We start from the raw sequence: 23,126 nt of genomic DNA, 5'->3' as shown, positions 1-23,126 counted from the left end.
TGATCTAAGGATACGCTGGCAGAAATAAAGCACTTACTTACTTTCGTTGTTGACGTGACTAAGTATTGTGATTACAATTCGGCCTCTTTTTTGCCCTTACCTCTATCCTAGAGATAAGGATATGTTCACTAATAACAAAGACGGATTGCCATCATGAGTAAACGTACTTTTCAACCTAGCAACCTGAAGCGCAAGCGTTCTCACGGCTTCCGCGCTCGTATGGCTACTGTAGGCGGCCGTAAGGTGCTTGCACGTCGTCGTGCGAAAGGTCGCGCTCGTTTATCTGCTTAATAAGTGGGTAACTAGTTGACTAGCTATACCTTTTCGCGGGAGTTACGTTTGTTAACTCCCGCGCAATTTAAATCTGTATTTTCCAATCCCATCAAAGCATCTTCTGCTGAAATTACCTTGCTCGCTATTCCTAACACGGAACAACATCCGCGTATGGGCCTTACTGTTGCTAAACGCTATGTAAAACGCGCCAATCAACGTAACCGTATTAAGCGCGTGATCAGAGATAGTTTTCGCTTGAATCAACACGACATTCCTCATCTTGATATTGTTGTGCTTGTCAGAAATGGCGTGATGGAAATGGAAAACGCTGAAATCAACAAATTGATAGAAAAGCTATGGCGCAAACTCAGTCGCCGCTACAATGGCTAGCGACCACGTTAATTCGTGGCTATCAAGTATTCATAAGCCCTATACTGGGCCCTCGATGCCGTTTCAATCCCACCTGCTCTCACTACGCTATTGAAGCAATAAAAGTGCATGGAACCGCGAAAGGTTGTTGGTTTGCATTGAAACGCATATTAAAATGTCACCCTTTACATCCCGGCGGTAGTGATCCCGTCCCCCCTAAAAATGATAGGTGTAATAAATAGGCTATGGAATCTCAACGCAATATATTGCTCATAGGACTACTGTTTGTCAGCTTTTTGCTGTGGCAACAGTGGCAAGCAGACAAAGCTCCTAAACCCGTTGCAACCGAATCGTCCTTAGTGGCGAACGCGGCAAGCTCGCACAGTGCCGATGTTCCAGAAGCTGATACAGGTGTTCCTGCTGCAGCAGTTACTGCAAACAGCAAACTGATTACGGTAAAAACAGATCAGTTAGACATTCAGATCAATCCAGTGGGTGGTGACATCGTTTTTGCTGCGTTAGTTTCGCACAAAAAAGAACTAGAGAAAGATCAACCATTCGTATTGCTTGAGCAAACGAATGATTTCACTTATATCGCTCAAAGCGGCCTAATTGGTCGCGATGGTATCGATAGCAGCGCAAAAGGCCGTGCCGCATTTAGCACAACGGCAACTGAATATACCTTAGCCGAAGGCCAAGATACCTTAGAAGTACCGTTAACTTATATCGCTGACAATGGTGTGACTTACACTAAAGTGTTCGTATTCCATCGCGGTAAGTTCAACATAGATGTTGACTATAAAATCAACAACACTTCAGCAGCACCACTGCAAGTTCAGATGTACGGTCAGATTAAACAAACGATCAAGCCATCTGAAAGCAGCATGATGATGCCTACCTATCGTGGTGGTGCGTTCTCAACGAATGATGTGCGCTATGAAAAATACAACTTTGACGACATGGCCAAAAGTAACCTGAACCAAGCCACTTTAGGCGGTTGGGCAGCCATGTTACAACACTATTTCGTTTCAGCTTGGGTGCCACCCGCAACTGACAGCAACACTATTTTTTCTAGTGTCAGTGCTGGCGGTTTAGCTAATATTGGTTTCCGCGGCGCGGTATACGATATTGCACCCGGTGCCAGCCAAGAAATTAGCTCACAGTTCTATGTTGGTCCTAAGGATCAAGCGGCACTGTCAGCGATTTCTGAAACCTTAAATCTCGTGGTCGATTACGGTTTCTTATGGTGGTTAGCAGTTCCTATTCACTGGCTATTGATGTTCTATCAATCATTCGTCGGTAACTGGGGTGTGGCAATTATTCTGATCACGTTAACCGTTCGTGGTTTACTGTTCCCGCTGACAAAAGCGCAGTACACCTCAATGGCGAAGATGCGTAATCTGCAACCTAAGCTGACAGATTTGAAAGAACGCTTTGGTGATGACCGTCAAAAGATGGGTCAAGCCATGATGGAACTGTATAAGAAAGAAAAAGTTAACCCTATGGGTGGCTGTTTACCTATTATTTTACAGATGCCAATCTTCATTGCCTTATACTGGGTATTGCTAGAAAGCTTCGAATTACGTCATGCACCATTTATGCTGTGGATCCACGATTTATCGGTACAAGATCCTTACTACATACTGCCGCTGCTGATGGGCGTCTCTATGTTTGTAATGCAGAAGATGCAACCAATTGCGCCGACAATGGATCCAATGCAAGTGAAAATGATGCAATGGATGCCAGTAATCTTTACCGTATTCTTCCTGTGGTTCCCATCAGGTCTAGTACTGTACTGGTTAGTAGGTAACATAGTTGCCATCACGCAGCAGAAGATTATTTATGCAGGTCTTGAGAAAAAAGGCTTAAAATAAGCCCTACCTTTAGCAAAGCATAAAGTGAAAATAATACTAAAGGCGGCTAAATTAGCCGCCTTTTCCTTTACATGATTTGGTAGATATTAGTTTGGTGGGTATTTCCGTGACAACTGACACTATCGTGGCTCAAGCCACCGCGCCCGGACGTGGCGGCGTTGGCATCATCCGAATTTCAGGCAACAAGGCCAGTGATGTCGCTATGGCCGTATTGGGTCATCTTCCTAAAACAAGATATGCCGATTATTGCGACTTTAAAAGTGCAACAGGCCAAGTAATCGACCAAGGCATAGCGCTGTTTTTTAAAGGCCCCAATTCCTTTACTGGCGAAGATGTATTGGAGCTTCAAGGCCACGGCGGCCAAATCGTTCTAGACATGCTGATCAAACGTGTAATGGAAGTCGGTGGTATTCGAATAGCCAAACCCGGTGAGTTCAGCGAACAAGCCTTTATGAACGACAAGCTAGACTTAACCCAAGCCGAAGCGATTGCCGATCTTATCGATGCCACCAGTGAGCAAGCGGCTAAAAGCGCGCTGCAATCACTCCAGGGTGAATTTTCTAAGGAAGTCCATGAGCTGGTGGATCAAGTCACTAACCTACGTTTATATGTAGAAGCTGCGATTGATTTCCCCGATGAAGAAGTCGACTTTTTAAGTGATGGTAAAATTGCCAATGCACTCTACAAAATCATCGACAAACTTGACCTAGTGCAAGCCAGTGCTAAACAAGGTTCTATCATCCGCGAAGGCATGAAAGTCGTGATCGCGGGTCGTCCTAACGCTGGAAAATCCAGCTTATTAAACGCCTTAGCCGGTAAAGAATCGGCTATCGTTACCGAAATTGCTGGTACAACACGGGATGTATTACGCGAGCACATCCACTTAGATGGCATGCCGCTGCACATTATCGATACCGCAGGTCTACGCGATACGACAGATACCGTTGAACAAATTGGTATAGAACGCGCTTGGAATGAAATAAACAGTGCTGATCGAGTGCTATTCATGGTGGATGGCACCACCACTGCCGCCGTTAATCCCCATGATATTTGGCCTGATTTTGTCGATCGCCTGCCCTCAAATTTAGGTGTAACAGTGATCCGCAATAAAGCCGATCTCACTGGCGAAGACTTAATGATGACCGAAGAACAAGGTTATAGTGTTTACCGGATCTCGGCTAAAACAGGCTTAGGTGTTGAACAGTTAAAGCAGCATTTAAAATCACTCATGGGCTACCAGAGTAACCTCGAAGGTGGCTTTATCGCCCGGCGTCGTCACTTAGAAGCCCTTGAACTCGCCGCAAGCCATCTGCAATTGGGTAAAGAACAATTAGAAGTGTATCTAGCAGGAGAACTGCTGGCAGAAGAGTTACGCATGTGCCAATTAGCACTATCAGAAATCACTGGCCGCTTCACTTCTGACGATTTACTCGGCAAGATTTTCAGCTCTTTCTGTATCGGGAAGTGAAGTTCGTAATTCAGATGAAAAACAAAGTAAAACCCTTCAAAACATATCAAAGCAACCTACTGTTATTTAAGTAATTTTACAGCAACACTGTTATGGTTAGGTTTTACTTCCCTTTCCACGATTTTGCTCCGTTTTGCTAAATATTGATCCGCATTTGCTCCCGAGTTAAAATTTTGGAGTAACGGGAGCAAAGCGGAGCAATTATGAAGGTATCAGTAAACAAGCGTAACCCTAACTCGAAGGGGCTCCAGCAACTTAGACTGGTGTACTACTACGGTGTTGTTGAAGGTGAGGATGGTAAAAAACGTGCAAAGCGCGACTACGAACCTTTAGAGCTCTATCTCTACGAGAATCCAAAGACACAAGCAGAGCGTCAACACAATAAGGAAATGTTGCGTCAGGCTGAGGCTGCGCGGTCAGCAAGGCTCGTTGAATCTCACAGTAATAAGTTCCAACTGGAAGATCGAGTAAAGCTTGCTTCGAGCTTTTACGAATACTACGACAAGTTAACTGCCAGCAAAGAGTCTGGAAGTTCTTCAAACTATTCTATTTGGATCTCAGCAGGTAAACATCTTCGGAGCTATCACGGAAGAGCAGAGCTAACTTTTGAAGAACTTGATAAAAAATTCCTGGAAGGGTTTAGGAAATACCTTTTAGAGGAACCGCTAACGAAATCTAAGTCAAAGCTTGCCAAAAACACGGCCTCTAGTTACTTCAACAAAGTCAGAGCCGCCCTAAATGAAGCGTACAGAGAAGGCATCATAAGGGATAACCCAGTCCAGCGAGTAAAAAGTGTCAAAGCAGAAAATACCCAGCGAACCTACCTCACTCTGGATGAAGTTCGAGCTATGACAAAGGCGGAATGTCGCTATGACGTTCTTAAACGGGCATTTCTTTTTAGTTGCACAACTGGCTTGAGATGGAGCGATATTCAGAAGCTTACATGGAAAGAAATAGAAGAGTTTCAGAATGGACACTACAGAATTATTTTCAAGCAGACTAAATTACTGAATGCCGGAAACAGCTTAGTCTACCTGGATCTACCAGACTCAGCAGTTAAGCTTATGGGAGAGCGCCAAGATAAAGCTGAGCGAGTCTTTAAAGGGTTGAAATATAGCAGTTACACCAACGTCGCTTTACTACATTGGGCAATGCTAGCAGGCGTTCAAAAACATGTTACTTTCCACGTTGGCAGACATACATTTGCGGTGGCCCAGCTTAACCGTGGCGTTGATATCTATTCTCTCTCTCGCCTTCTTGGGCACTCCGAATTGAGAACAACGGAAATTTATGCTGATATCCTTGAAAGTCGCCGGGTAACAGCAATGAGAGGCTTTCCAGATATTTTTGAAGATAAGGTAAAAGAGTCTGGAACTTGCTGTCCTCACTGCGGAAAATCCGTATCCCATACAGCACTTTAAGATGCCCTACGGCTACGAGGTGAGCACGCAATGTAATTTGCAACATCTTGGTGAAGTTCATCTTGGGACTTCACTCTGTTCTTTTCCAGCCATGCTTGAAGGTCTGATCGTTTAATTAGCACTCTATTACCTCCCGGCTTAGTAAATGATACGCGCTTTTCATGCGTCAAACGGTAGATGTACGAGCGTTTTGCTCCAACGTAGGCCGCAGCCTCATCAACTGTAAGATACTCTTTATCAGACGGCGGTAAGTTTGATTTGCTGCCGTCACTCACTGTATTTTCAACGAACTGAGCCAGCAATTGCTTCATTTCAGCAATTTCGCTTCTCAGGGCGTTCAAGGTTTCATTCACGTCTACAGTCATCAGCCTATCCGTTATAAACCAGTTATTGATAGACCTATTTTATGAGAAGCAACAGCAGATCCTTGGCTCTGGAACTGCCCTTTTAGGGCGCAAAGAGAGTTATTAACACCTTAACATGGTTCAACTATAGGGATATTTATAGGATATTTTTTAAAGGCAATACCTATAGGTTTAGGGGGGGGCCAATTATGCGCGGTAAGGGGGCCCGATTATGCGTAAAAATTTAACTTACTGGGGTCTAACTATGCGCAACAAGGGGGGTCTAACTATGCGTGGATAAAATTCAAACCAACAGGGTTTTCCACAACTTTGTTGAGCAATAAGATAAAAAAACCGGCACATTGGCCGGTTATTAATTCAATCACGATAGGGTATTGGTGGGGGGCTGGACATCATCAAAATCCCGCCTGTCACTTTCTTAACTTTTGCATCCGGATAAACAGCAAGAACTCGCTGTAGTGCAGGCAGGAATTTTTTCTTAAAATTCTTGTCTGCCTCTTCTCCAGTATATTCTTGACCAAACTGCTCCCGCAAATTATGCCAGTGTAATACAACAGGCCTACCACTAATTCGATGCAATCTATCCGCAAGCATGGCATAAATGTCCATAGCAAGAGCACTGGTGGTAAGCTCATTTATAGCTCTTAAATCAAGCGGTACAGCATGTTCGCTTAGCGTCGTAAAGTACTCTTGCGAAAATGTAATAACACCGGGCCATAATGCACCTTGATTATCATTGTTACCAATCCAAGCCTCAAACTTTTGGATTGGTTTACCATCGTAAGTAATCGCTTTTTCAGCGGTACTAAAACCCAGCGTAATACTACAAGCAGACAACGCCATGAGCTGTTTACGAAAGTTTGTATAGCTCCCGTTTTTGCCTCCTGATGACTCCTTACCCAGTTGTTTAAGGAAGCCTCTGGCGCTATTGCCTACATCAATTTCTGGTGATTTTGAACGCAACGCCTGAGTGTTCAGATACGCCATTACCAAACGGGGCATTGGCCCATAAGGAACGGGCTGCTGAACAAACTGTTTACCGTCCCAAATTTTGCCTGCACGAACATACAGACCAACAGCACCGCAGCGTCTCTCAAACTCTGTTCCGTTAACTCGTGAGCGAGGTAAACCAACTTGGCACATTATTGAGTGCATAAAAGTGAAATCATTGGACGAGGGCGGATCTGATTTGATCCTTACAGATGCATCTATTAATTCAGACTCAGCCCTACTCAAGCCTTGTGGTCTACTATTATTTTTTACTTCAATATCTGACTGATACTGTGAAAAAAGTTGGCTAAATGACTTCATTACTGATCCTGCGTGAATCAAGCCATGCTTCCAACTGATCTAATCTGTATCTGAGTGTTTTCTCACCACTGATCTTATATGGTTTAGGGAATGATGGGTCATTTGTGCGAATCCTTTGAAGCGTTGGCGCAGATATTTTAAGAAGGGCAGTCACCTCGTAAACAGAGACCATCTGCAGGTGACTGTAATCTTTTTCATTTAAAGTTTGCTGCATAATTTTCTCCAGCATCATTGATTTACTGGAGAAATTTTGAGGGTGAAACCCCGTAAACATGGCCTCTGGAAGTGCCCTATTTGGGCACCTAGGCGATTTATTCCGGCACAAAAACTTTCACATGTGAAAGTTTCTTATTGATAAACATCAACCACCATTGCCATCCAAGTCAGGAAAAATTTCACGCGCTTTGTCGTTTCTGATTTTGTCTACATTAATCCCTTCCAGCCGCTCCATGACTCGTTGCGATGCGTCTTGCCGAGTACCATCAATATTAAAATCACTTCCAGCTCCCGTTAAAGCGTCCAAGTTTAACGATGCGGGATCAGGAAGTTTTCCATTTTGCTGAAGTATCCCCAACCACTCGTCCAAGTTGACCTTACTCCAATCAATATCCGCTATTCGATCCAATGGAATTCCGCCGCATTGAGGTGCGCGTGCATCACCAAAGTTAAGGCCAAGTTGTGGCCGAACTTGCTCTTGGATGATTCGAGACAGTGGCGAGTTGAAACAGCAATAGGACTCGCGCTCCTCGACACACGCTCCCAATACTTTGGACTTGCAGTAAGAACCAACGTATGTGCAGCTATTCAGCGCCCTTTTAGCATTCATGGTGAACTCCTTTTCCTCACACTTCCATATCATCTGGATCATGACCATCGACACAACATACACTGTGTAAACAGTCATGACGGTGCTTAGCATGGCGGCACCTTGTTGGCCGAGGATTTGTTCAGTCATTGATTCAGGAGCCCCTGCAGGTACGCCAGCGGCTCCCGTCGCAGAAGCATTCCCTAGAGCTTCAGAAGTCAGCTTGGTAATTTGCTCCTTTAATGCGCCAATAGTCTCCTGAGCAAACTGTTGAACAGGCTGGAGAAAACTATCAACCGCTCCACTAATATTTTCTATATAACTTGCAAAAGGCTGTGTTATTTCGGTCCAGCCAGACATTACGGGGTCTCTTAATACTTGGTATGCTCCTTTCACGGCACTGCCATCAGAGAGTCCCATAACGGCACCGTCTAGCTTAGGCACGGCCATAATCAAATTGAGATAATCAGCAAACGAAATATTCGTCGGCTTTTCACAACAATCTGAGACACCACCCACAGCAATCTTGCATTCCCCAGCCTCACCGGCAAAAGCTGAACACATCACATTTTCTTCACCAGTAGGGTTATCATCATCATTTTGACCAGTACAACTCATATCCTGAGTCATGAACTGAGCTGCATTCAACAATGCAGATGCACGAGCGAAATCAGTGCTTTGTGACTTTGTTATATCGAGACAATCATCCCCCATACACCTAATGGGTCCGCCGCATTGATACGTCGTTTCTTTCTCTAAAGTAGGTATTGATACGTCCGTTCCGCAGTCGTAGGTATCTTTAAACACATAACACTTACCCGAGGAACCTTCTGCTCCATCAATACATTCCGAACTAATAAATCCACACTGAGGATTATCCTCGTACATCTGGCAACTGTTGAGATTTCCACCAGTATTTACAGGGCAGTGTGTTTCACCTTGAGGATCTGTCCAGCAGTCCATTTGCCCCTTATAAAAGTCATAGTCGGCTTTAACTCGAACCTTTTTGCATAGTTTTGGAATACCAGGCAAAGGTGACGGCTTGAGTTGAGATTCGCAAACTTTGATCCCATTGATGACTGTGCAGCCCGTAGCATCAGTCGGGTCATCTATACATGTGATCTCGCCTTCCGCAAAACCATCTACCACCCCTTTGGCGGAATCCATGCAGCTCTGTGGAGCCCACTCATCCTTGGTAATGGCTTTCGATGGGTCATAGCGGAGTTTTATGCGGCCAAAACCCTCACCTTCGCCACTTACTGAAACGCGGATCTTAAACGTAACAACATCACCATCTTTCACGTTCTTAAAATAGGGAGTGACATCAACATTAGGGTTTCGCTCCCAACTCGTGGAGAGTTCACATCTACCGGCTGTTTCTGGAGGGAAGTTGCCATCTGGGCCAGACCACACTTTAGTCTCTTGGCCGGACTTACCGACCCACACTTGCATGTAGTCATCCCACTTGGCGTATTCAAGCGTTGCTGACACTATGGCATCTGGATTGCTGACTTGGACCCGCGTGTACTCCTCATAAATCTTGCAGTTACCACTCCAGTAGTTGTCCCCCACTCGACCAATCCACAACTCAGTACAGCCTTCTCCACAAGATTTGAGGTTATATGGACCATCATAGTGCTTCACCACAGAGGCATCGTAGTCATGGACAACCTCACAGTCCGCGCTTTGATCTACAACACGCTGACACCGTTCATACTCTGGAATGTGGGCGTTGATAGTATTCTGATTAATGGTTGTTTCGGCAGAACAATCCCCAAAGCCACCTGCGATGAGGTCCATATCCTCATAGGTCTTTTTGCTTAGATTTAGTACTGGGTCATTACTGAAATCAGGGCGTGAGCGATTGGCCGCATCCATAAGAACTTGATATGCAGAACCTGATATTGAGGGATTGGTGCTGTTGGCGTCTTGGAATAAATTGGCTTTTGCCTCATTACCAAACTGATCCATAGCATCAGCATCACTGAATATCTGTTCTAGCTCCTCCTGAGATGCTGCATCAGGGAAATACTCTGCGGTATTTTGCCCAGGTTGAACTCCAGGAAACAGTTCATTTATGTTTATGGATGTTGATTGGCCATTACCGACTGGTAGAGAAATTTTACCATCTTGAATCTGAGCAGAGTTTTGCTTAACTCCGTTCGCAATAGATAAACCAAATTGTTTGGCATCACGACCAACAGCTCCGATGTTAGGTTCCTGATTACCCGCATAAGAATGTATCGGAAGAACTGAGATGGTTAAACATAGGAGCGAGGCAACAAACCTCGTCATGATGGGCGGCATAGTGGACATAGCATTTCTCCAGCTTTTTAGTTTGGATAATGCTATGTCGCTCTTTCATAAAAATTAGCATCGCTATTTGCCCTTTTGCGGCATACGCGGCTGTATTCAGGCAGCTTTTGAAACCCGACAGAATGGGCATTCAACACATGTTCGCTGATTAATTGACGTAAAAAAAGTGCATTGGCATTGCTCGCAATGCTCTATCATTGCTTCTCCATTGCGGAGTTCAGAGGCAAGACACCAGGCATCTGTAATGTCGAAGGGCTCCCATTTTCCTCCCTTCATACCTGGTACTTCTTTACGGATAGCGTGATACATCCTAAACGCTTTATTCAGAGCGCTAATATCTACAGAACGCTTAACCTTTTCCCCTCCAAGATTTGAATAGAGCTGCATTAAAAGCGATGCTTGAATTTTAGATGTCTGACTGTGGATCAGCGTCGCTCCACCACGGAATGTCCTGGATTTCTTATCCTTCACATCATATCCGCAATATTCAAGCTCAGCGTACAGCCTGCGAACTTGCTTATAAGTCAAACCAGTCTCTAGGATAATTATCTTTGTGATATAACCCGCCAATGCCATGTGCCTTGCTTTTACCCAGCGAGATAACGAACCAGATGTAAAACATTCACTCATGATTATCTCCACACCAAAGATTGCTGAATTTTTTTTAATAAAATCGGCGTTGTATCGGCAAGAGCTGCTGATAAGAATTGATCGAGTACGCCAATATCAAATCTCAATGAAAATCTAATAACGACCCTATGCGATAACGACCTTAACTGGCTGTTTGAGGAGGCGGCGACTGAGGAAGCAAGACCAGAAGATACACCAAAAATTTGCATCGCCATGTCCAAGTTTCTACTAGCTAACTTGTTAAGCAATAGCCAGTACGCGGCGTCAAAGTCGTCCACAACATTTTTAAGGCATATGACAGAATCGTAGCTACCGGCAAGATTATCGATCACTTCCATTTGATCTGTTTCAAGTTTAAAGCTCAGAAGAACTCCACTCGCTAATTGTGAAAGATAACTGTCAGGAGCTGACGCCAATTTATTAACAAGATCTTCTGGAAGAGAAAAATGATTGCTAACCTGGGATGGCGCATTGGCTGATAAAAGCTTCAGTAGTGTCCACAGAGTCAAATCGAACTCAAAAATATCTTGGTCTGGCTTCTCTTCACTCAATTGAACGGCAAACTTGTCAAAGCTACCAATAACATCACGTTCTAACGGCTCTAAGGCATACATCAGTAGTCCTCCTTACCTTTTTTTCTGCGGCCCAGATTGATTGAAACTAACGCGCCCCCTGCAATCAACGCGAGTAAGGTAAATCCATATTGGTCATCTCTCCACGACGAGATAACTAAGTGAGCAAGAAAGCTTAGAATAAACAACGTTCCGATTGCCTTAACGACTATGTTTAATCGCTTTTCAGTTTCACGATCTAAATGCTTCATATCTTTCTCCATAACACACCTGATTTATTCACTGATTAACTTTGTCATCAATCATAAATACCATGACTTTTTGATAATGCAACGCCAAATACTGTGTTTTTTTACAGTATCATTTTATGGTGCTATGAAGATTTGCATTTCTGAACGATAATCTATAATCGGTTACATATTAATCAGGAGGCGTAAATGAAAAAGGCGCTATTCTCTTTGTTTTTAATCGTAAGTTTGTTCTATTCGTACAAACTTCTTGGCCTATGGTCGCTCATATTTTTTGTAGTCGGAGTTTCTCTGCTGGCATCTTTAAAGATTGGTAGAAGAGCCTATCTAATCAGTAATTCCGGGAGTAAAACGAACACATTATCTGGGCGTTATCTGTTTGCAGACGTCACATACAACCCTGCCACAGGATCTCCAATGGTAAGTGACGTAGATGTATCTGGAAGCTTCTATGGATTGAATAAAAACAAAGGCTCCTGAGAGCCTTTTTTTATTAATTATAGACTTAACGTTAACTGCCTATCTTTATATCTTAATAACGGATACCGTTGAGGCGACGAAAAAAAACCTATCAAAATGTGTTTATTAAGTTCCGGATGCTCTCTGATTACATTGTTCAACACCGAACCATCGACGATAAATTTTTTATTTCCACAGGAGATTGGCTTTTCGTTTAGCCATCTCCCTTCCCCCAGTAATATCATCACTTTAAGCTCTTTAATTGCGCGTCTATATTCAGCTCGTCTGCTCATTAACGGCCTCCTTTGGCTACGGACAAATACCTTGATACAGGCGCTAAATATCCGCCCGCTTGGTCTTTACCTGCCCCCGCAGAACTTTCAATAATCGCAGCCATTTTATCTGCCAATACGTTATCACCAACCTCTTCTCTGAGATTTTCTCTTAGTTCTCCAGAGCGCGATGAATCGCCGCCCATCAACGATGCAGCAAACAATTCTGCTCCTGCCTGACTATTCAAACCATAATCATATCTTGCAGTATCCATTGCTATCTGCCTGAACTCGTCACCATATTGCTGAACAAACTCAGCCGCCTTTCCAGCTCCAGCCTCGCTTGCACTTGCTAATGCAGAAGCAAAAAACATCCCTCTTTCTCTAACAGACATTCCCTGTGCTGCCTCTGAAAGATCTGACTTACCAGTTAACCATTCTTTACCGGCCTCAAATCCACTGATCCCCACACCAATGATATCCCTACCCAGATTTGCAGCGCCTACGGCCAAGAAGCCTCCGAGACCATACTCTTGCTTGACGTAATCATCCCCTTTCTTTGTGTCCTCAATAAACTGATCTCGTTGTTCCGGAGTCATCTGGGCTAACTTAGACATTGATTGCCCAAAATTCTCTGCGAACCCATCTTTGGCGGCTCCTGCGCCACCCACAACTTGCTGTACAAAACGACCAGCGCCTTCAGCACCTGCAAACAAAGTGCTGGATGTTGAAGGGGCTAAATCAGATGCCATGATCTGTGACTTTAAAGCAGGCAAGCGGTCATTAAGGTAATCATTTCTGCTGGACCCATAACTCTGCTCAAGTTGTTGGATACCCTTTTCATGAGCGTCACGAACAGAATTTTCAGATCCAATACTGCCTGATTCAGCCAAAAGCTTTTGTTCACTGCTCATTCTTTCCGGTGCCGAAAGTGAGCTCGTATTTTCAACCGGTGAAACATAGCGCGGAGCATCCTTTACCAACATTGCACTTTGACCTGGTTGATTAAAGTCGATGCCACTGTTGCCACCAGTCGCCCTTGCTATTGCACTGGCTGCAATTGCTTGTTCAGATGGAGAGTTGGAATTAAGCATAGCAAACAACTGCCCTCCAACTATTGCCCTCTGTGAATCAATGCCTAAATCTTGGTAATGCTGGGCTTTTCTTTGCGCAAAATCTCTTGTCTCTGGGGATGACTGTCTAACGCCATCTGACAATGACTTGCCAGCTGACCAGTTGTTCAGAACTTTGTCAGCTAACGCGCTAATATTATTGTTGCTAGTAGTCCCGATAGTTTGCTGAGCCTGAGATAACTCTTGGTAGGTTTGTTGCGAAGACAAAAGATCAGAACTGGATTGCATGAGCTGCTTTCTCTGCTCTTCACCTAAGCTCTGGGTAAAACGTTGACCTTTATCAGTGGAAACTTGACGAGCCAAATCACTCGTTAATGCTGAACTGTCATCTTTTGTAAAACCAAGTCCGCGAGATAAAGAGTCAATATCAGAACTAAGCTGCTGTCTACTATCCTGACTCTGCGATTGCGCGGATACATCTAAACTACCGTTCATAGATACCGGGTTAGCGGCATTTACGGCAGCACCAACCGGTCCTGTAAAAGCCGCAGCAAGTTTTCCGGCATCCACACCAGCGCTGGCCCGCATAGCAATAGCTCCAGCCACAGCATCCGTGTGAGAGGAATTTAATCCATGATCACGAGAGTAGTTCTGGGCGGCGGACAAAATACTTTTAGCCTGAGTTGAATCAGACGCTCTCAGCGTTTGTCCTAATGATTGTAGTTGTGAATAAGTCTGTTCTGAACCATGTCCAGAAAACACACTATTACTTAATTGGCTAGCGAAGCCTTTCTGGGCCTGTGCAGTAGCAGCAGAGCTACTGCTAAGGGCATTACTTACAGTACTTCCTAAGTTAATACTATCAACTAACGACTCACCTCCAGAGGTCATTGTTCCAGCAATTCTGGATTGATTAAATTGTGGTTGTTGGCTCAAAACAGAACCACGGTCCACTAAGTCTGGTGACATCAGTTTTTCATTGACTGTATCACTAGCTCCCACTCGTTGAGCAAGACTATTGAAGGCATATACTGAGCCAGTTACTAGCATCAACGATAGGACGGGGGTTGCTGCCGCCATCATTCCACCTATACCTATCCAACGCTCAATTTCGGCCCCAGCATAGGCAACACCTTCAAATGAGGATAAGTTCCCTGTCGTATATTTTGCGAGAGCCTGCTGCCCCATTATGTAAATGAATAGATTGATTACCGACATAATTGGTAACCAAAGTTGTACCCATATAAGCATCTGAAGATACTTACCGACCAATAGCAAACCTTTAGACCCGAGCACCATAACAAAAGCAGCTATAGGCGTAATCGCATACGCAAAACCCTCTACCAAGGTCATAAGAGGTTGAATCGATTTTACAAATAAAGACTGTTCGGCTGCGTATTGCGTATTTCGCTGAGACTCTGCTTGAGTGAGCATGATTTGTGCGTACGGATCATTCATATCACTGTAGTACTGAGCAAAGCCACGCTGTACGATAGGTTGCAGAAAATTGGCTTTTATAAAATCACCTGCGGCCACATTAGTAACCTGCAGGCGATATAAAGCGTCAGATGTAGCATTCAAAGCATCAGTGGTAGACAACAAATAGCCAAGAGCTTGTTGCGAAAGGCCAGAATTGAACGCAGTTTCAAAGGATTGGCTCAACTGAATCCAGCCATCTGTACAACTGGGATCTGTCGGACCAGATGGAGACAGAAACAATCGGGTCCCATATATTTGTGAATCAAATCTGAGAGCTGTACGCCAATTCTCTGTGTTGATTTGATCCTCATTTGACTCACCTAATGAAAATTTAATTGCTGTGCATTCTGATATGTAGTTAGTCAGGCTTTTCTTCATATCAACAGTACCGCCTCCTAGGGAATCATTCCAGACAGTCCATAGTGCTGACTCCATTTCGTGATTTCTGAGCTTTGATAATAACTCTAAAGAATCCATGAACTTTGATTCAGTCACACTCGCGACAGGGCTATATGCAACCTCAAAGAGTTTTGTGAGACCAAATCCAATGCTTGAGATTATAGAACCAGCGGCGGCTGGACCAACAGGTACGTTATCCACTACTCGCACTTGTCCGTTGTACGCGTCCTCAATAGTTACCGTAACGCCGGCTCCAAAGGAAATGGCATACACGAGCCAACAAGCAAAAACTTGATGTAAATCCCAGGATTTAGCGCCCTGGAATAACGACTGAAATGAGATGATAAGAGCGCCAATTAAAAGGCCAATACTTACCATGCGTTCAAAATCACCGGTGCCTGTAGCCATCGCCACAGCAATCATTATTTGCTCTAGAAATGCGGCATCACCGACGGAATAAATACTAAAATCCATTAGTTACTCCTTTTTCCCTGATGCTTGGGTTGCAAGTAAAAGCCGCTGCTTCTTTGTGGCATCAAGTAAGCTGTTGTAATGTCCCATCAGATCACTTAGCTTCCCGTGTCTAACAATTAATTGGTCATACTCTTGTCTGACAACAGCACGAGAAGCATCAAGTACATCAACAGCTTTTTGTTGATAGGCATTATCACTGTTAGCTAACGCAATAGTTGTTGCCCGGTATATCTCCTCAATAAACCTGTAGGTTATATCTAGCGCTATGATGGTCTGTGCTTGCTGAGCAAACTGCTCTGCTGTATCACTGGAAACAGCTGAAAGATTTCGGAAAAGTGAGCCAAAGCTACTGGGGAGATTTGATACAAAAGCTATCTCGGCAGAACTTAAAGCCCCAACATTGTTTGCATATTTATAAATCAATCCAGGTGAAGAATCAGAACCAAGAAGTAAATCTGACATTTGATTGCCAATACCCTTGAGCTGAACACTCTTCAGCTCAGAACCAGCAGAAATACAGTTAACCGTATCACTGTCACATGAATAAACTTTAACAGAGCCACCTGAAATGAGGTCTCCCAGGGTAATTCGATTTCCTGGTAAGGTGACGATGGGATTAGTACTGTTGTTTGCTCCAGCAAGATTTGGATCATTAATTAAATCACCAATGACAACGGCACCAGTTATAGACATCATGGCTTCAAGCAGGCTGTTATCCCCGTACTGGAACCATGAACTTACACTATTCTTTTTGAGTTGCTTCCAGACAATATTACCTATCATCTCTTGGTAGGCCTGTGGCGAGTTGTCTTTCAGCGTCTTGATTGCCGTTTGTCCATCCGTTTCCTGCGTTGCAGAAAACATGTCTTCAAATAAACCTTTGGTCGATGCTTTTGTACGAGTATCGTTCTTTAGTTTCGTGTCAAAAGCACTTAGTGAATCGTTAACAATACCCTGAGCTAACTGACAAGAATTGCCTAAATGCTGGTTCAAAGCCTGAACTTTCTTTTGAAAGTTTTCTATCCATTTGGCACCATCAGGAAAAACATTATCCAGAGCTAGTTGAAAAGCATAGCCCTTTGCATTTGCTGCCACAGCTCGCATCAGTTGAACAATCTGATCTGCATTCACAAACGATAAAGAACCACCGAATAGATCAACGCCACCACACCCAGCTTTCCAAGATGGAGGGACAAAGCTAACTAGGTTTTCATCAAAAATACGCGCTTTGGTGGTCACACGCCCACCCGCAATAACTCCACGGCGTTGTGTCTCATGAATACCCGGTCTGGTTGTATTACTCATTTCGTTGAATAGTCTATCCATCTCGGACTGAAGCCCTTCAGCCGAGGCATGAGTGGCGACGACAGAGAAGATGATTAAACAAGAGGCAGATAGTGTTCTAATGTAAGGGGGAGAGACTCTCATACTGTTGCTCCAATAGGTTTCGTGTCACCCGAAAGCCTACCGAGCAAATGAGTACAAACCGAACTCCCAAACTGTCCAATTTGGGCAGTCCAAATAAAACTTTCACATGTGAAAGTTAATCATTGAATAATGTCGGTAACTTTGTCACGTCAGTACAAACTTATGATTTTTAAAAAGTTTTACTTAACCCTTGTTGCATTTTCACAAACCAATGGCACTCTATTTCTAAAAGAGGAGCTTTAAATGAAAATGAATATGTCAACTTCCGTAAGTTCAGCTACAGCCCTGTTCGCCGCCATTATGCTCGCAGGCTGTGCTACAACCCCAAAATCCTATAATCCAGAGATGTCCAGAGCGCTAAACTTGGCAAGAGCTGGGGGTATTTATGACCAAGATCTGAGAGACTCAGAAGATGGGTGGAACTCATATAAACAGTCTCTATTGATGAAAGCGCTAAATGTCACAAGCCTGGCCTCATCGCTTGATGCACCATTAAGAGGATTGAACGGTCAGCAAACTCTCATGTTTAACACTGCAAGCATTCTTACATCACCGGATAACCCATCCGCTAGGCCAAGTTTGATGGCATGGATGCCTGCATCAATGGCTAAATCCTCAGAAGATGCTTATAGCAACTATATAAACCTAATTGATAATGCCGTTGCGGTAGCCGCGAAATCTATGAACCTGGATTTAACTAAAATAGTGGAAAGTACAGCGCCCAAGATTGATGGAAACCCCTTAATTATGTGGGCAGTAATGGCTCCACAATTTGGCTGTGATGGCTCAAACTGCGTAATTGCATACAACGTTACAATGCCGAATCCTTGGAAAACACCAGCCTTTGTGGGCAGTGGTAATATTGATAGCTTTAATCTGGCCGCTAATAACACAACCAAATATTCTCGATTGATTTTCACCCAGGTCAGCGACGTGAAATCATTTCCAATGGACGATTTTTACAAAAGTACGAGCCGAGCGCTGCCGGAATGGGCAGTCATGTATTTCCCGCCCAATAGTGTGTTCCAGGATGGCAAAGCTTTACCATATCCAGTTATCTATGAAAAAGGCCAGCAATTGCTATTTAGGAAGGCACAATGAGTCTGTGGCATGAAGAACTGGAACTGGCTTTGCTAAATCTGGAGGATTCAAAAGCCAGTTGTGATGTGATGACTTACGTGATCAGCAACATTCTAGCCAAATCAGACATTCCACATCAGTGCAGAGTAGGGTTTGTTGAAACAGTACATAGCAAGACACAAATCAATCCGCATTGCTGGATAGAGCTAAAGGATGGATGGGGTATAGATCTGACTTTACGCCGGTGGTTGGGTGACGAGGACCGATGGCCGCATGGAGTATTTAGGCTTTCAGACTATCCACAGGTTCAATTCTGGGGAACGCCCCTGTTTGCCCCGAAGCTAGACGATGAGGAAATTAACGCTATGTCCGATCATCTAATTGAGACAGTAAAAATACCAGTTTGTTGCTGAATTATTCAGCATTGATAACAGGGCCGTTTAATACACATATATTTATTGATCAGAGCGGTTTTGATTGTGTTTGTTGTATAAATACAAACTTCCGAACGTCACAATGGTAAAAAATGCGAGCAAACTTAACATTGCAATAGTAAAGGCATCCACGGAACTGAACCTCTCTTGTAAAACCTTATATACTTAGAGTCTAACTAAACTAGCGAGATTTACCAGTGGCAAAAACACTAGACCAGATCTTGGAGCAGGAGAAGCCAGAAATTGTAGCCGAGGCCAGACGCAAGGCATCAGAGATGCTCCGCCTCTTGGATGAGCAAGCAACGGCCAAGCAGGATAATGAAACCGACTCAGTAGATTCCTATCCCCATAAGTAGCAAAGGGCCAGACGAGCTGGCCCTTTGATTGTTCCGGTCGAACTAAAGTAGCTATTACGACAAACGTTGTATAGCGTCCTCAAGCTCCCGTTTAGCTTCTTGGATATTACTTACCACTAAGCTTGGTACAAGCTCCAAATCAACATCGGTAAAATTGTTAACAAGGGCGAGGATTGTGTCTTGTTGAACCTGATAATCAGAACGACGTTCCTGCAGGGCTGGGTTATCAGTAAACGACAGCAGGAAAGCATCTACCTCATTTAGCGCCGCAGCGACCAAAGTAGCATCATCCTTACAGGTGTAGACATCAAACGGCAAGCCATTACCAGTGCCAGGATTTCCGTTTTTATCAACAATGACACCAATATCAATAACATCTTCCGATTCAAGTGCTTGAACGACCTGTTCATCAATATCAGCATCAATTGCGCGGTCCAATGCTTGAACAGCTTTCTTCATGTTTTCAATATTAACATGATCACATTTAGTCATTTTCATTCTCCTTTCGAAGGGTTGTTAAATTGGATAAATAATATCAATCCAATTGGCTCTGCAAAGACGCTGGATCTGCCCATTTTGGACAACCCCAGCGTTCTGGTAGAGTTTTTACCGAGGTGCATATCCCGATTCAGCAAGACTCTTCTGCAATGCAGATAAAGCCTCTCTCATCAGATACGCATCGTCGTCATCCGCCGCATTGATCCGAACTTCGTTCCAGCCGATGCGCTTGACGAGTTGAGCCAAAGCCCAGGCATGGCGATCAGATAACTCAGTAGTGATTGTGGCTGTCTCTTCCATTTTTCCTCCATAAATAGCAGGAGGGGAAGCCCCCAGGGCTTCCCCTGAGGGTTTTGCGATTAATGGACCAAGAACGGTTCATCGCTATCACTTTCAGCAATCGTCAAATCGATAGTGAAAGTGATTTCGACGCGGTCCACGGTCAGGTTGAACTGACGTGCATGTTCAACGAGATTGTTTCGAAACACGGTTTCTGCCTCATCATGGGATAAGGCCTCCACCGTTTCTGCCACCAACTCGCCTTCTTTCCCGGTGTAATTAACCTCGCGGTAATACACTCGGCCACACACATCGAATTGATGGATATCAGTTTGATTTTGTCCCAACATTTTAATTCTCCAAGAGTTTAATAGCCGGGACTTAGCCCAACCGGGCGAAGCACCCGGTTGGGTTATTTAATTAGGGATTAGACTTCAGGCATGTTGCGTATAGTGAAGGACTCACAAACACCATGCCCATAAAGCACTGCATTTCCCTGGGGGTTTTGTTCCAAAAACTTGCGCGTGGCTTTGAGAGCTGCCCTATAACCAGCATCAGAAGGCTGATACTCTCGCGTTCGCTTTTTTTGGTTTGTTAGAATCAGTCGATACATCAAATCTCCCTCATCTTTGAGCTGACAATAATTTCCTGGTGGAACCTATTACAGCGCGTTCAGCAACCAGCTCACCCTCAAGCGGAGCGCATTCGACAGCATCGGAGACTCCGGGTTGATTGCTACCGGAGGTAGCTTTCAACCATTCACCACACAATGAACTGCTATTAGTTACCAATGGACTGACGACCCGTACGGGCCGCGTTTTTCTCAATGATCGATATGCAAGAATCGAAGCCTTATTTAGTAGTTTGGCGACAATGGTAGCCCCGAAAGCAATAACGCCCACGGTAACAATCATGATCAAAACGAACGTAGAAAAGTACATAAACACCTCCAATTAGTTGGAATTGAAGGGGTTACACCGCATAACCGGTGAACCCCGGTTACGGGATAAATTGATAAAATGCTGTTTGTTTTTGGCGACCAGCTATCGCACATACTCAGCACGGGGCTGAAGTTGATTCAAATTTAACAGCTCATTTCTGAATCGACACGCGCTGTATTGGCCCTTTTTGGGCACAATTAGACAATACTGGAGCTATTTTATTATGCAGAAGTCCCCATTCCACCTGCTTTTTATCGTAATTACGATAATTATGGTAATACGGTAATTACAAACGGTAATGCGGCGAACGGAAGGTCTGATTAAGGAATATGACATAGGCATAGATGGCTTTTAATCAGCAGAGCCGGTGTTTTTTGGGCGTGGAGGCTCTCCGGGACGGTTAAGTAATTCCCACAAGAGTCGGAACGCATAAAAATGATCCCGTAATGTCGTGGTACTCAATCCTTGATGCCTAGTGTAATACCGGTGGATATGAGCTCTTCCAATTTGCGATGGTGCGTTGACTCCTTTTTCATTGGCGGCAATATCGTTTAGAGCCGCAATTAGCCTTTTCACCATAGCTCGCCGAGCCGTTTTCCCTCCATGCCGCACATAAACATGGCTTCTTTCTCTTACCCATTTTTCCATCAATTACCCCAAATAACTATTGGTCACATCGATGCGACCGTGACCCAATTCCAAAGCCACTTCAGATCTGATTTCTTTATCCAGCATTTTGGCGTGAGCTACTGAGACTCCAAGTTCTTTGGCTAAATATTCATAGTGCTCTCGCCCATGTTTAACACCTGCTTTTACCGGGCAATCAGCACGCATTAAAGTTTTGTAGCGCGTTTGAGCGTAATGATGCCGTTCGCCATGGAAATTGACTGGCTGACGGCCAATCTCCCGGTAGGCTCCTTGCCGGAATTCGCGATAACTCTGCTCGGTAGGAATCATGCTGCGGCCATCCTGTATGGCGGCGGCTCGCTGGAGTGCCGTAATTTGAGCATCACTGGTGATCGGAACAGTGCGCGCCCGGCCCCCTTTGGTGCCATCTTTTATGATCACGGAGCCGGTTTTCTTGGCCTCTTTTAGTGCCCTCGCAGCATCCAGCTTGGCCGATTCCTCGAACCGAAGACCAAAATTACGCTGTAGTTCCAGTAAAGCCCCAAGGCGCTCGGAGGCTGCCTCCATTGCGGCATTATGGGAAGCTTCCGAAACACTTCGGTCGCCAGTGGCGATACCTGAGCGCTTTGGAAGTCCCCCCTCGGAGACAGGATCTACACGTACCTGTCGGTCGCCACGCGCAATCTCCATCACCCGATTCACTGCGCTCAGGTAGTTCTGCGCAGTGGATGGCGCGATTTCTCCCCGCTCGTAGCGATCATTAAGATGCGCCGCATAAGCAACCAAATGAGCCTTTTCTATATCCCGCATATCCTTTATGCCCTGTTCTGACTTAATCCAGGCGCTAAAAACGCTCCATCGGTCATGAATAGTAGCTATGGATTGGAAGCTCCTCATACCTTCCTTCAGTGCGTTAAGGCCTGCCTTGCCCATATCGCGACTTTTGAGGCCGAAATTACGCGCTTCCGGATTGGCTCGCTCTGAGCGCATCGTGTGATCCTCATAATCGTGTTAATCAGTTTGTCGTTGGCCTTTTCGTAAACATTGGTAGGTGATACGCAGTTTTTTATTAGCTCCGCATGCTAAGGCCAACCCAACAACTCACCATAAATTGCTGGTTTCAGGATCTCGCCTGGTCATAGGACAGATAACCCGTTGCCCACGGTCATTTAGTACGAACAGCACCGCTATGGAGCGAAATTCTCGTTCCGTTGGCTGGTTTGTCCCGTCGGAACAAACTGCCAACAGATCCGGCTAGTGTCGTCGTGTCATTCTTTGGAAAGGAAAGCGCGAAGCGCGCCAACCGCCGAAGGCGGTATTGTTCGCGCACATTCGTGCGCGGTGCGAAAGCCTAGAGCCCTTGAGGCTCAAGGCTTCCGTCGGGGGCTCTACCCCCGTCTCTGTTTACGCCTACGGCGACAGAGACGGGGTGGAGCATCGAGCAAGTTGGGTATTCCAACACTCGTCCTGATGTTGAGGGTGGTCCTCTTTGGTTTGGCTGCTCGGAATCGAGTACCAAGGACACGACATTGCTTTGAGCAAAATCGCGGTATGGAAGCCTGTTAACTTGTGCAATACACAAGCACAGGCAGCAGCATAACGCTGCAAGCATAATGATGATAAACATCTGATTTTCCTCCGGGGAGATTGTTATAGACGGAGGAATGCCCATAGG

General features: G+C 44.8%; 21 protein-coding genes. 8 read left to right on the top strand and 13 right to left on the bottom strand.

Going from position 1 to position 23,126, the window contains the following annotated elements; translation table 11 throughout:
• Positions 1 to 153: 153 nt before the first annotated feature.
• The 6 genes from rpmH to HQQ92_RS22470 all read left to right on the top strand — a co-directional run bounded on the left by rpmH (position 154) and on the right by HQQ92_RS22470 (position 5,405).
• The gene (gene rpmH, locus HQQ92_RS22495; RefSeq protein ID WP_006083827.1) at positions 154 to 291 is read left to right on the top strand and encodes a 50S ribosomal protein L34; all 138 of its coding nucleotides are present in this window, start codon (positions 154 to 156) and stop codon (positions 289 to 291) included.
• A 15-nt stretch (positions 292 to 306) separates the two neighbouring features.
• Positions 307 to 663, top strand: coding sequence for a ribonuclease P protein component (gene rnpA / locus HQQ92_RS22490; protein ID WP_105250802.1), 357 nt, complete (start codon positions 307 to 309; stop codon positions 661 to 663).
• Positions 630 to 884: a membrane protein insertion efficiency factor YidD gene (yidD, locus tag HQQ92_RS22485; RefSeq protein ID WP_006083829.1), complete on the top strand. Its 255-nt coding sequence runs from the start codon at positions 630 to 632 to the stop codon at positions 882 to 884. The genes rnpA and yidD overlap by 34 nt, the downstream gene beginning before the upstream one ends.
• A 3-nt stretch (positions 885 to 887) precedes the next feature.
• Positions 888 to 2,516 (top strand): membrane protein insertase YidC, encoded by a 1,629-nt coding sequence (gene yidC / locus HQQ92_RS22480; protein WP_105250801.1) that lies wholly within the window; start codon positions 888 to 890, stop codon positions 2,514 to 2,516.
• Positions 2,517 to 2,622: 106 nt separating this feature from the next.
• A complete protein-coding gene (mnmE, locus tag HQQ92_RS22475; RefSeq protein WP_131524518.1) occupies positions 2,623 to 3,984 on the top strand; it encodes a tRNA uridine-5-carboxymethylaminomethyl(34) synthesis GTPase MnmE in 1,362 nt (453 codons plus the stop codon).
• 203 nt (positions 3,985 to 4,187) lie between these two features.
• Positions 4,188 to 5,405 carry a site-specific integrase gene (locus HQQ92_RS22470; RefSeq protein ID WP_161706365.1) on the top strand — a complete coding sequence of 406 codons (1,218 nt, stop codon included), beginning with the start codon at positions 4,188 to 4,190 and terminating at the stop codon, positions 5,403 to 5,405.
• Here HQQ92_RS22470 and HQQ92_RS22465 read toward each other — a convergent pair.
• The 9 genes from HQQ92_RS22465 to HQQ92_RS22425 form a co-directional block, all read right to left on the bottom strand.
• Positions 5,402 to 5,770 (bottom strand): helix-turn-helix domain-containing protein, encoded by a 369-nt coding sequence (locus HQQ92_RS22465; RefSeq protein WP_046821265.1) that lies wholly within the window; start codon positions 5,768 to 5,770, stop codon positions 5,402 to 5,404. The two genes, HQQ92_RS22470 and HQQ92_RS22465, sit on opposite strands and share 4 nt — an antisense overlap.
• 357 nt (positions 5,771 to 6,127) lie before the next feature.
• Positions 6,128 to 7,081, bottom strand: a complete 954-nt coding sequence (locus HQQ92_RS22460) for a replication protein RepA (RefSeq protein WP_046821264.1) — start codon at positions 7,079 to 7,081, stop codon at positions 6,128 to 6,130.
• Positions 7,068 to 7,295 (bottom strand): AlpA family transcriptional regulator, encoded by a 228-nt coding sequence (locus tag HQQ92_RS22455; RefSeq protein WP_237584756.1) that lies wholly within the window; start codon positions 7,293 to 7,295, stop codon positions 7,068 to 7,070. The genes HQQ92_RS22460 and HQQ92_RS22455 overlap by 14 nt, the downstream gene beginning before the upstream one ends.
• Positions 7,296 to 7,442: 147 nt before the next feature.
• Complete coding sequence (traN, locus tag HQQ92_RS22450) at positions 7,443 to 10,202, bottom strand: conjugal transfer mating pair stabilization protein TraN (protein ID WP_161706366.1); 2,760 nt, start codon at positions 10,200 to 10,202, stop codon at positions 7,443 to 7,445.
• 96 nt (positions 10,203 to 10,298) lie between these two features.
• Positions 10,299 to 10,832: a FlhC family transcriptional regulator gene (locus HQQ92_RS22445; RefSeq protein WP_001287663.1), complete on the bottom strand. Its 534-nt coding sequence runs from the start codon at positions 10,830 to 10,832 to the stop codon at positions 10,299 to 10,301.
• A gap of 2 nt (positions 10,833 to 10,834) precedes the next feature.
• Positions 10,835 to 11,446, bottom strand: coding sequence for a hypothetical protein (locus tag HQQ92_RS22440; protein WP_032481334.1), 612 nt, complete (start codon positions 11,444 to 11,446; stop codon positions 10,835 to 10,837).
• The gene (locus HQQ92_RS22435; RefSeq protein WP_032481333.1) at positions 11,446 to 11,655 is read right to left on the bottom strand and encodes a hypothetical protein; all 210 of its coding nucleotides are present in this window, start codon (positions 11,653 to 11,655) and stop codon (positions 11,446 to 11,448) included. Before HQQ92_RS22435 ends, HQQ92_RS22440 begins: the two co-directional genes overlap by 1 nt.
• Positions 11,656 to 12,403: 748 nt before the next feature.
• The gene (locus tag HQQ92_RS22430) at positions 12,404 to 15,808 is read right to left on the bottom strand and encodes a conjugal transfer protein TraG N-terminal domain-containing protein (RefSeq protein WP_173248485.1); all 3,405 of its coding nucleotides are present in this window, start codon (positions 15,806 to 15,808) and stop codon (positions 12,404 to 12,406) included.
• Between the two features lie 3 nt (positions 15,809 to 15,811).
• On the bottom strand, positions 15,812 to 17,236 hold the full coding sequence (locus HQQ92_RS22425; protein ID WP_173248483.1) for a conjugal transfer protein TraH: 1,425 nt from the start codon (positions 17,234 to 17,236) through the stop codon (positions 15,812 to 15,814).
• A gap of 243 nt (positions 17,237 to 17,479) precedes the next feature.
• Here HQQ92_RS22425 and HQQ92_RS22420 point away from each other — a divergent pair, with 243 nt between their 5' ends.
• Together HQQ92_RS22420 and HQQ92_RS22415 are read left to right on the top strand one after the other, a co-directional pair.
• A complete protein-coding gene (locus HQQ92_RS22420) occupies positions 17,480 to 18,337 on the top strand; it encodes a hypothetical protein (RefSeq protein ID WP_010836075.1) in 858 nt (285 codons plus the stop codon).
• Positions 18,334 to 18,729 (top strand): hypothetical protein, encoded by a 396-nt coding sequence (locus HQQ92_RS22415; protein ID WP_023888859.1) that lies wholly within the window; start codon positions 18,334 to 18,336, stop codon positions 18,727 to 18,729. The genes HQQ92_RS22420 and HQQ92_RS22415 overlap by 4 nt, the downstream gene beginning before the upstream one ends.
• A 431-nt stretch (positions 18,730 to 19,160) precedes the next feature.
• Here HQQ92_RS22415 and HQQ92_RS22410 read toward each other — a convergent pair whose 3' ends face one another.
• The 4 genes from HQQ92_RS22410 to HQQ92_RS22395 all read right to left on the bottom strand — a co-directional run bounded on the left by HQQ92_RS22410 (position 19,161) and on the right by HQQ92_RS22395 (position 22,441).
• Positions 19,161 to 19,598, bottom strand: coding sequence for a hypothetical protein (locus HQQ92_RS22410; protein WP_010836076.1), 438 nt, complete (start codon positions 19,596 to 19,598; stop codon positions 19,161 to 19,163).
• Between the two features lie 114 nt (positions 19,599 to 19,712).
• Positions 19,713 to 19,904 (bottom strand): hypothetical protein, encoded by a 192-nt coding sequence (locus HQQ92_RS22405; protein WP_023888856.1) that lies wholly within the window; start codon positions 19,902 to 19,904, stop codon positions 19,713 to 19,715.
• A gap of 59 nt (positions 19,905 to 19,963) precedes the next feature.
• The gene (locus HQQ92_RS22400) at positions 19,964 to 20,233 is read right to left on the bottom strand and encodes a hypothetical protein (RefSeq protein WP_023888855.1); all 270 of its coding nucleotides are present in this window, start codon (positions 20,231 to 20,233) and stop codon (positions 19,964 to 19,966) included.
• 1,242 nt (positions 20,234 to 21,475) lie between these two features.
• Complete coding sequence (locus HQQ92_RS22395; RefSeq protein WP_173248481.1) at positions 21,476 to 22,441, bottom strand: integrase domain-containing protein; 966 nt, start codon at positions 22,439 to 22,441, stop codon at positions 21,476 to 21,478.
• Positions 22,442 to 23,126: the final 685 nt, after the last annotated feature.

The organism is Shewanella sp. DC2-4, from assembly GCF_013248875.1.
GTDB classification, from domain to species: Bacteria; Pseudomonadota; Gammaproteobacteria; order Enterobacterales; family Shewanellaceae; genus Shewanella; species Shewanella oncorhynchi.
This window is presented reverse-complemented; position numbering and strand designations above follow the sequence as displayed.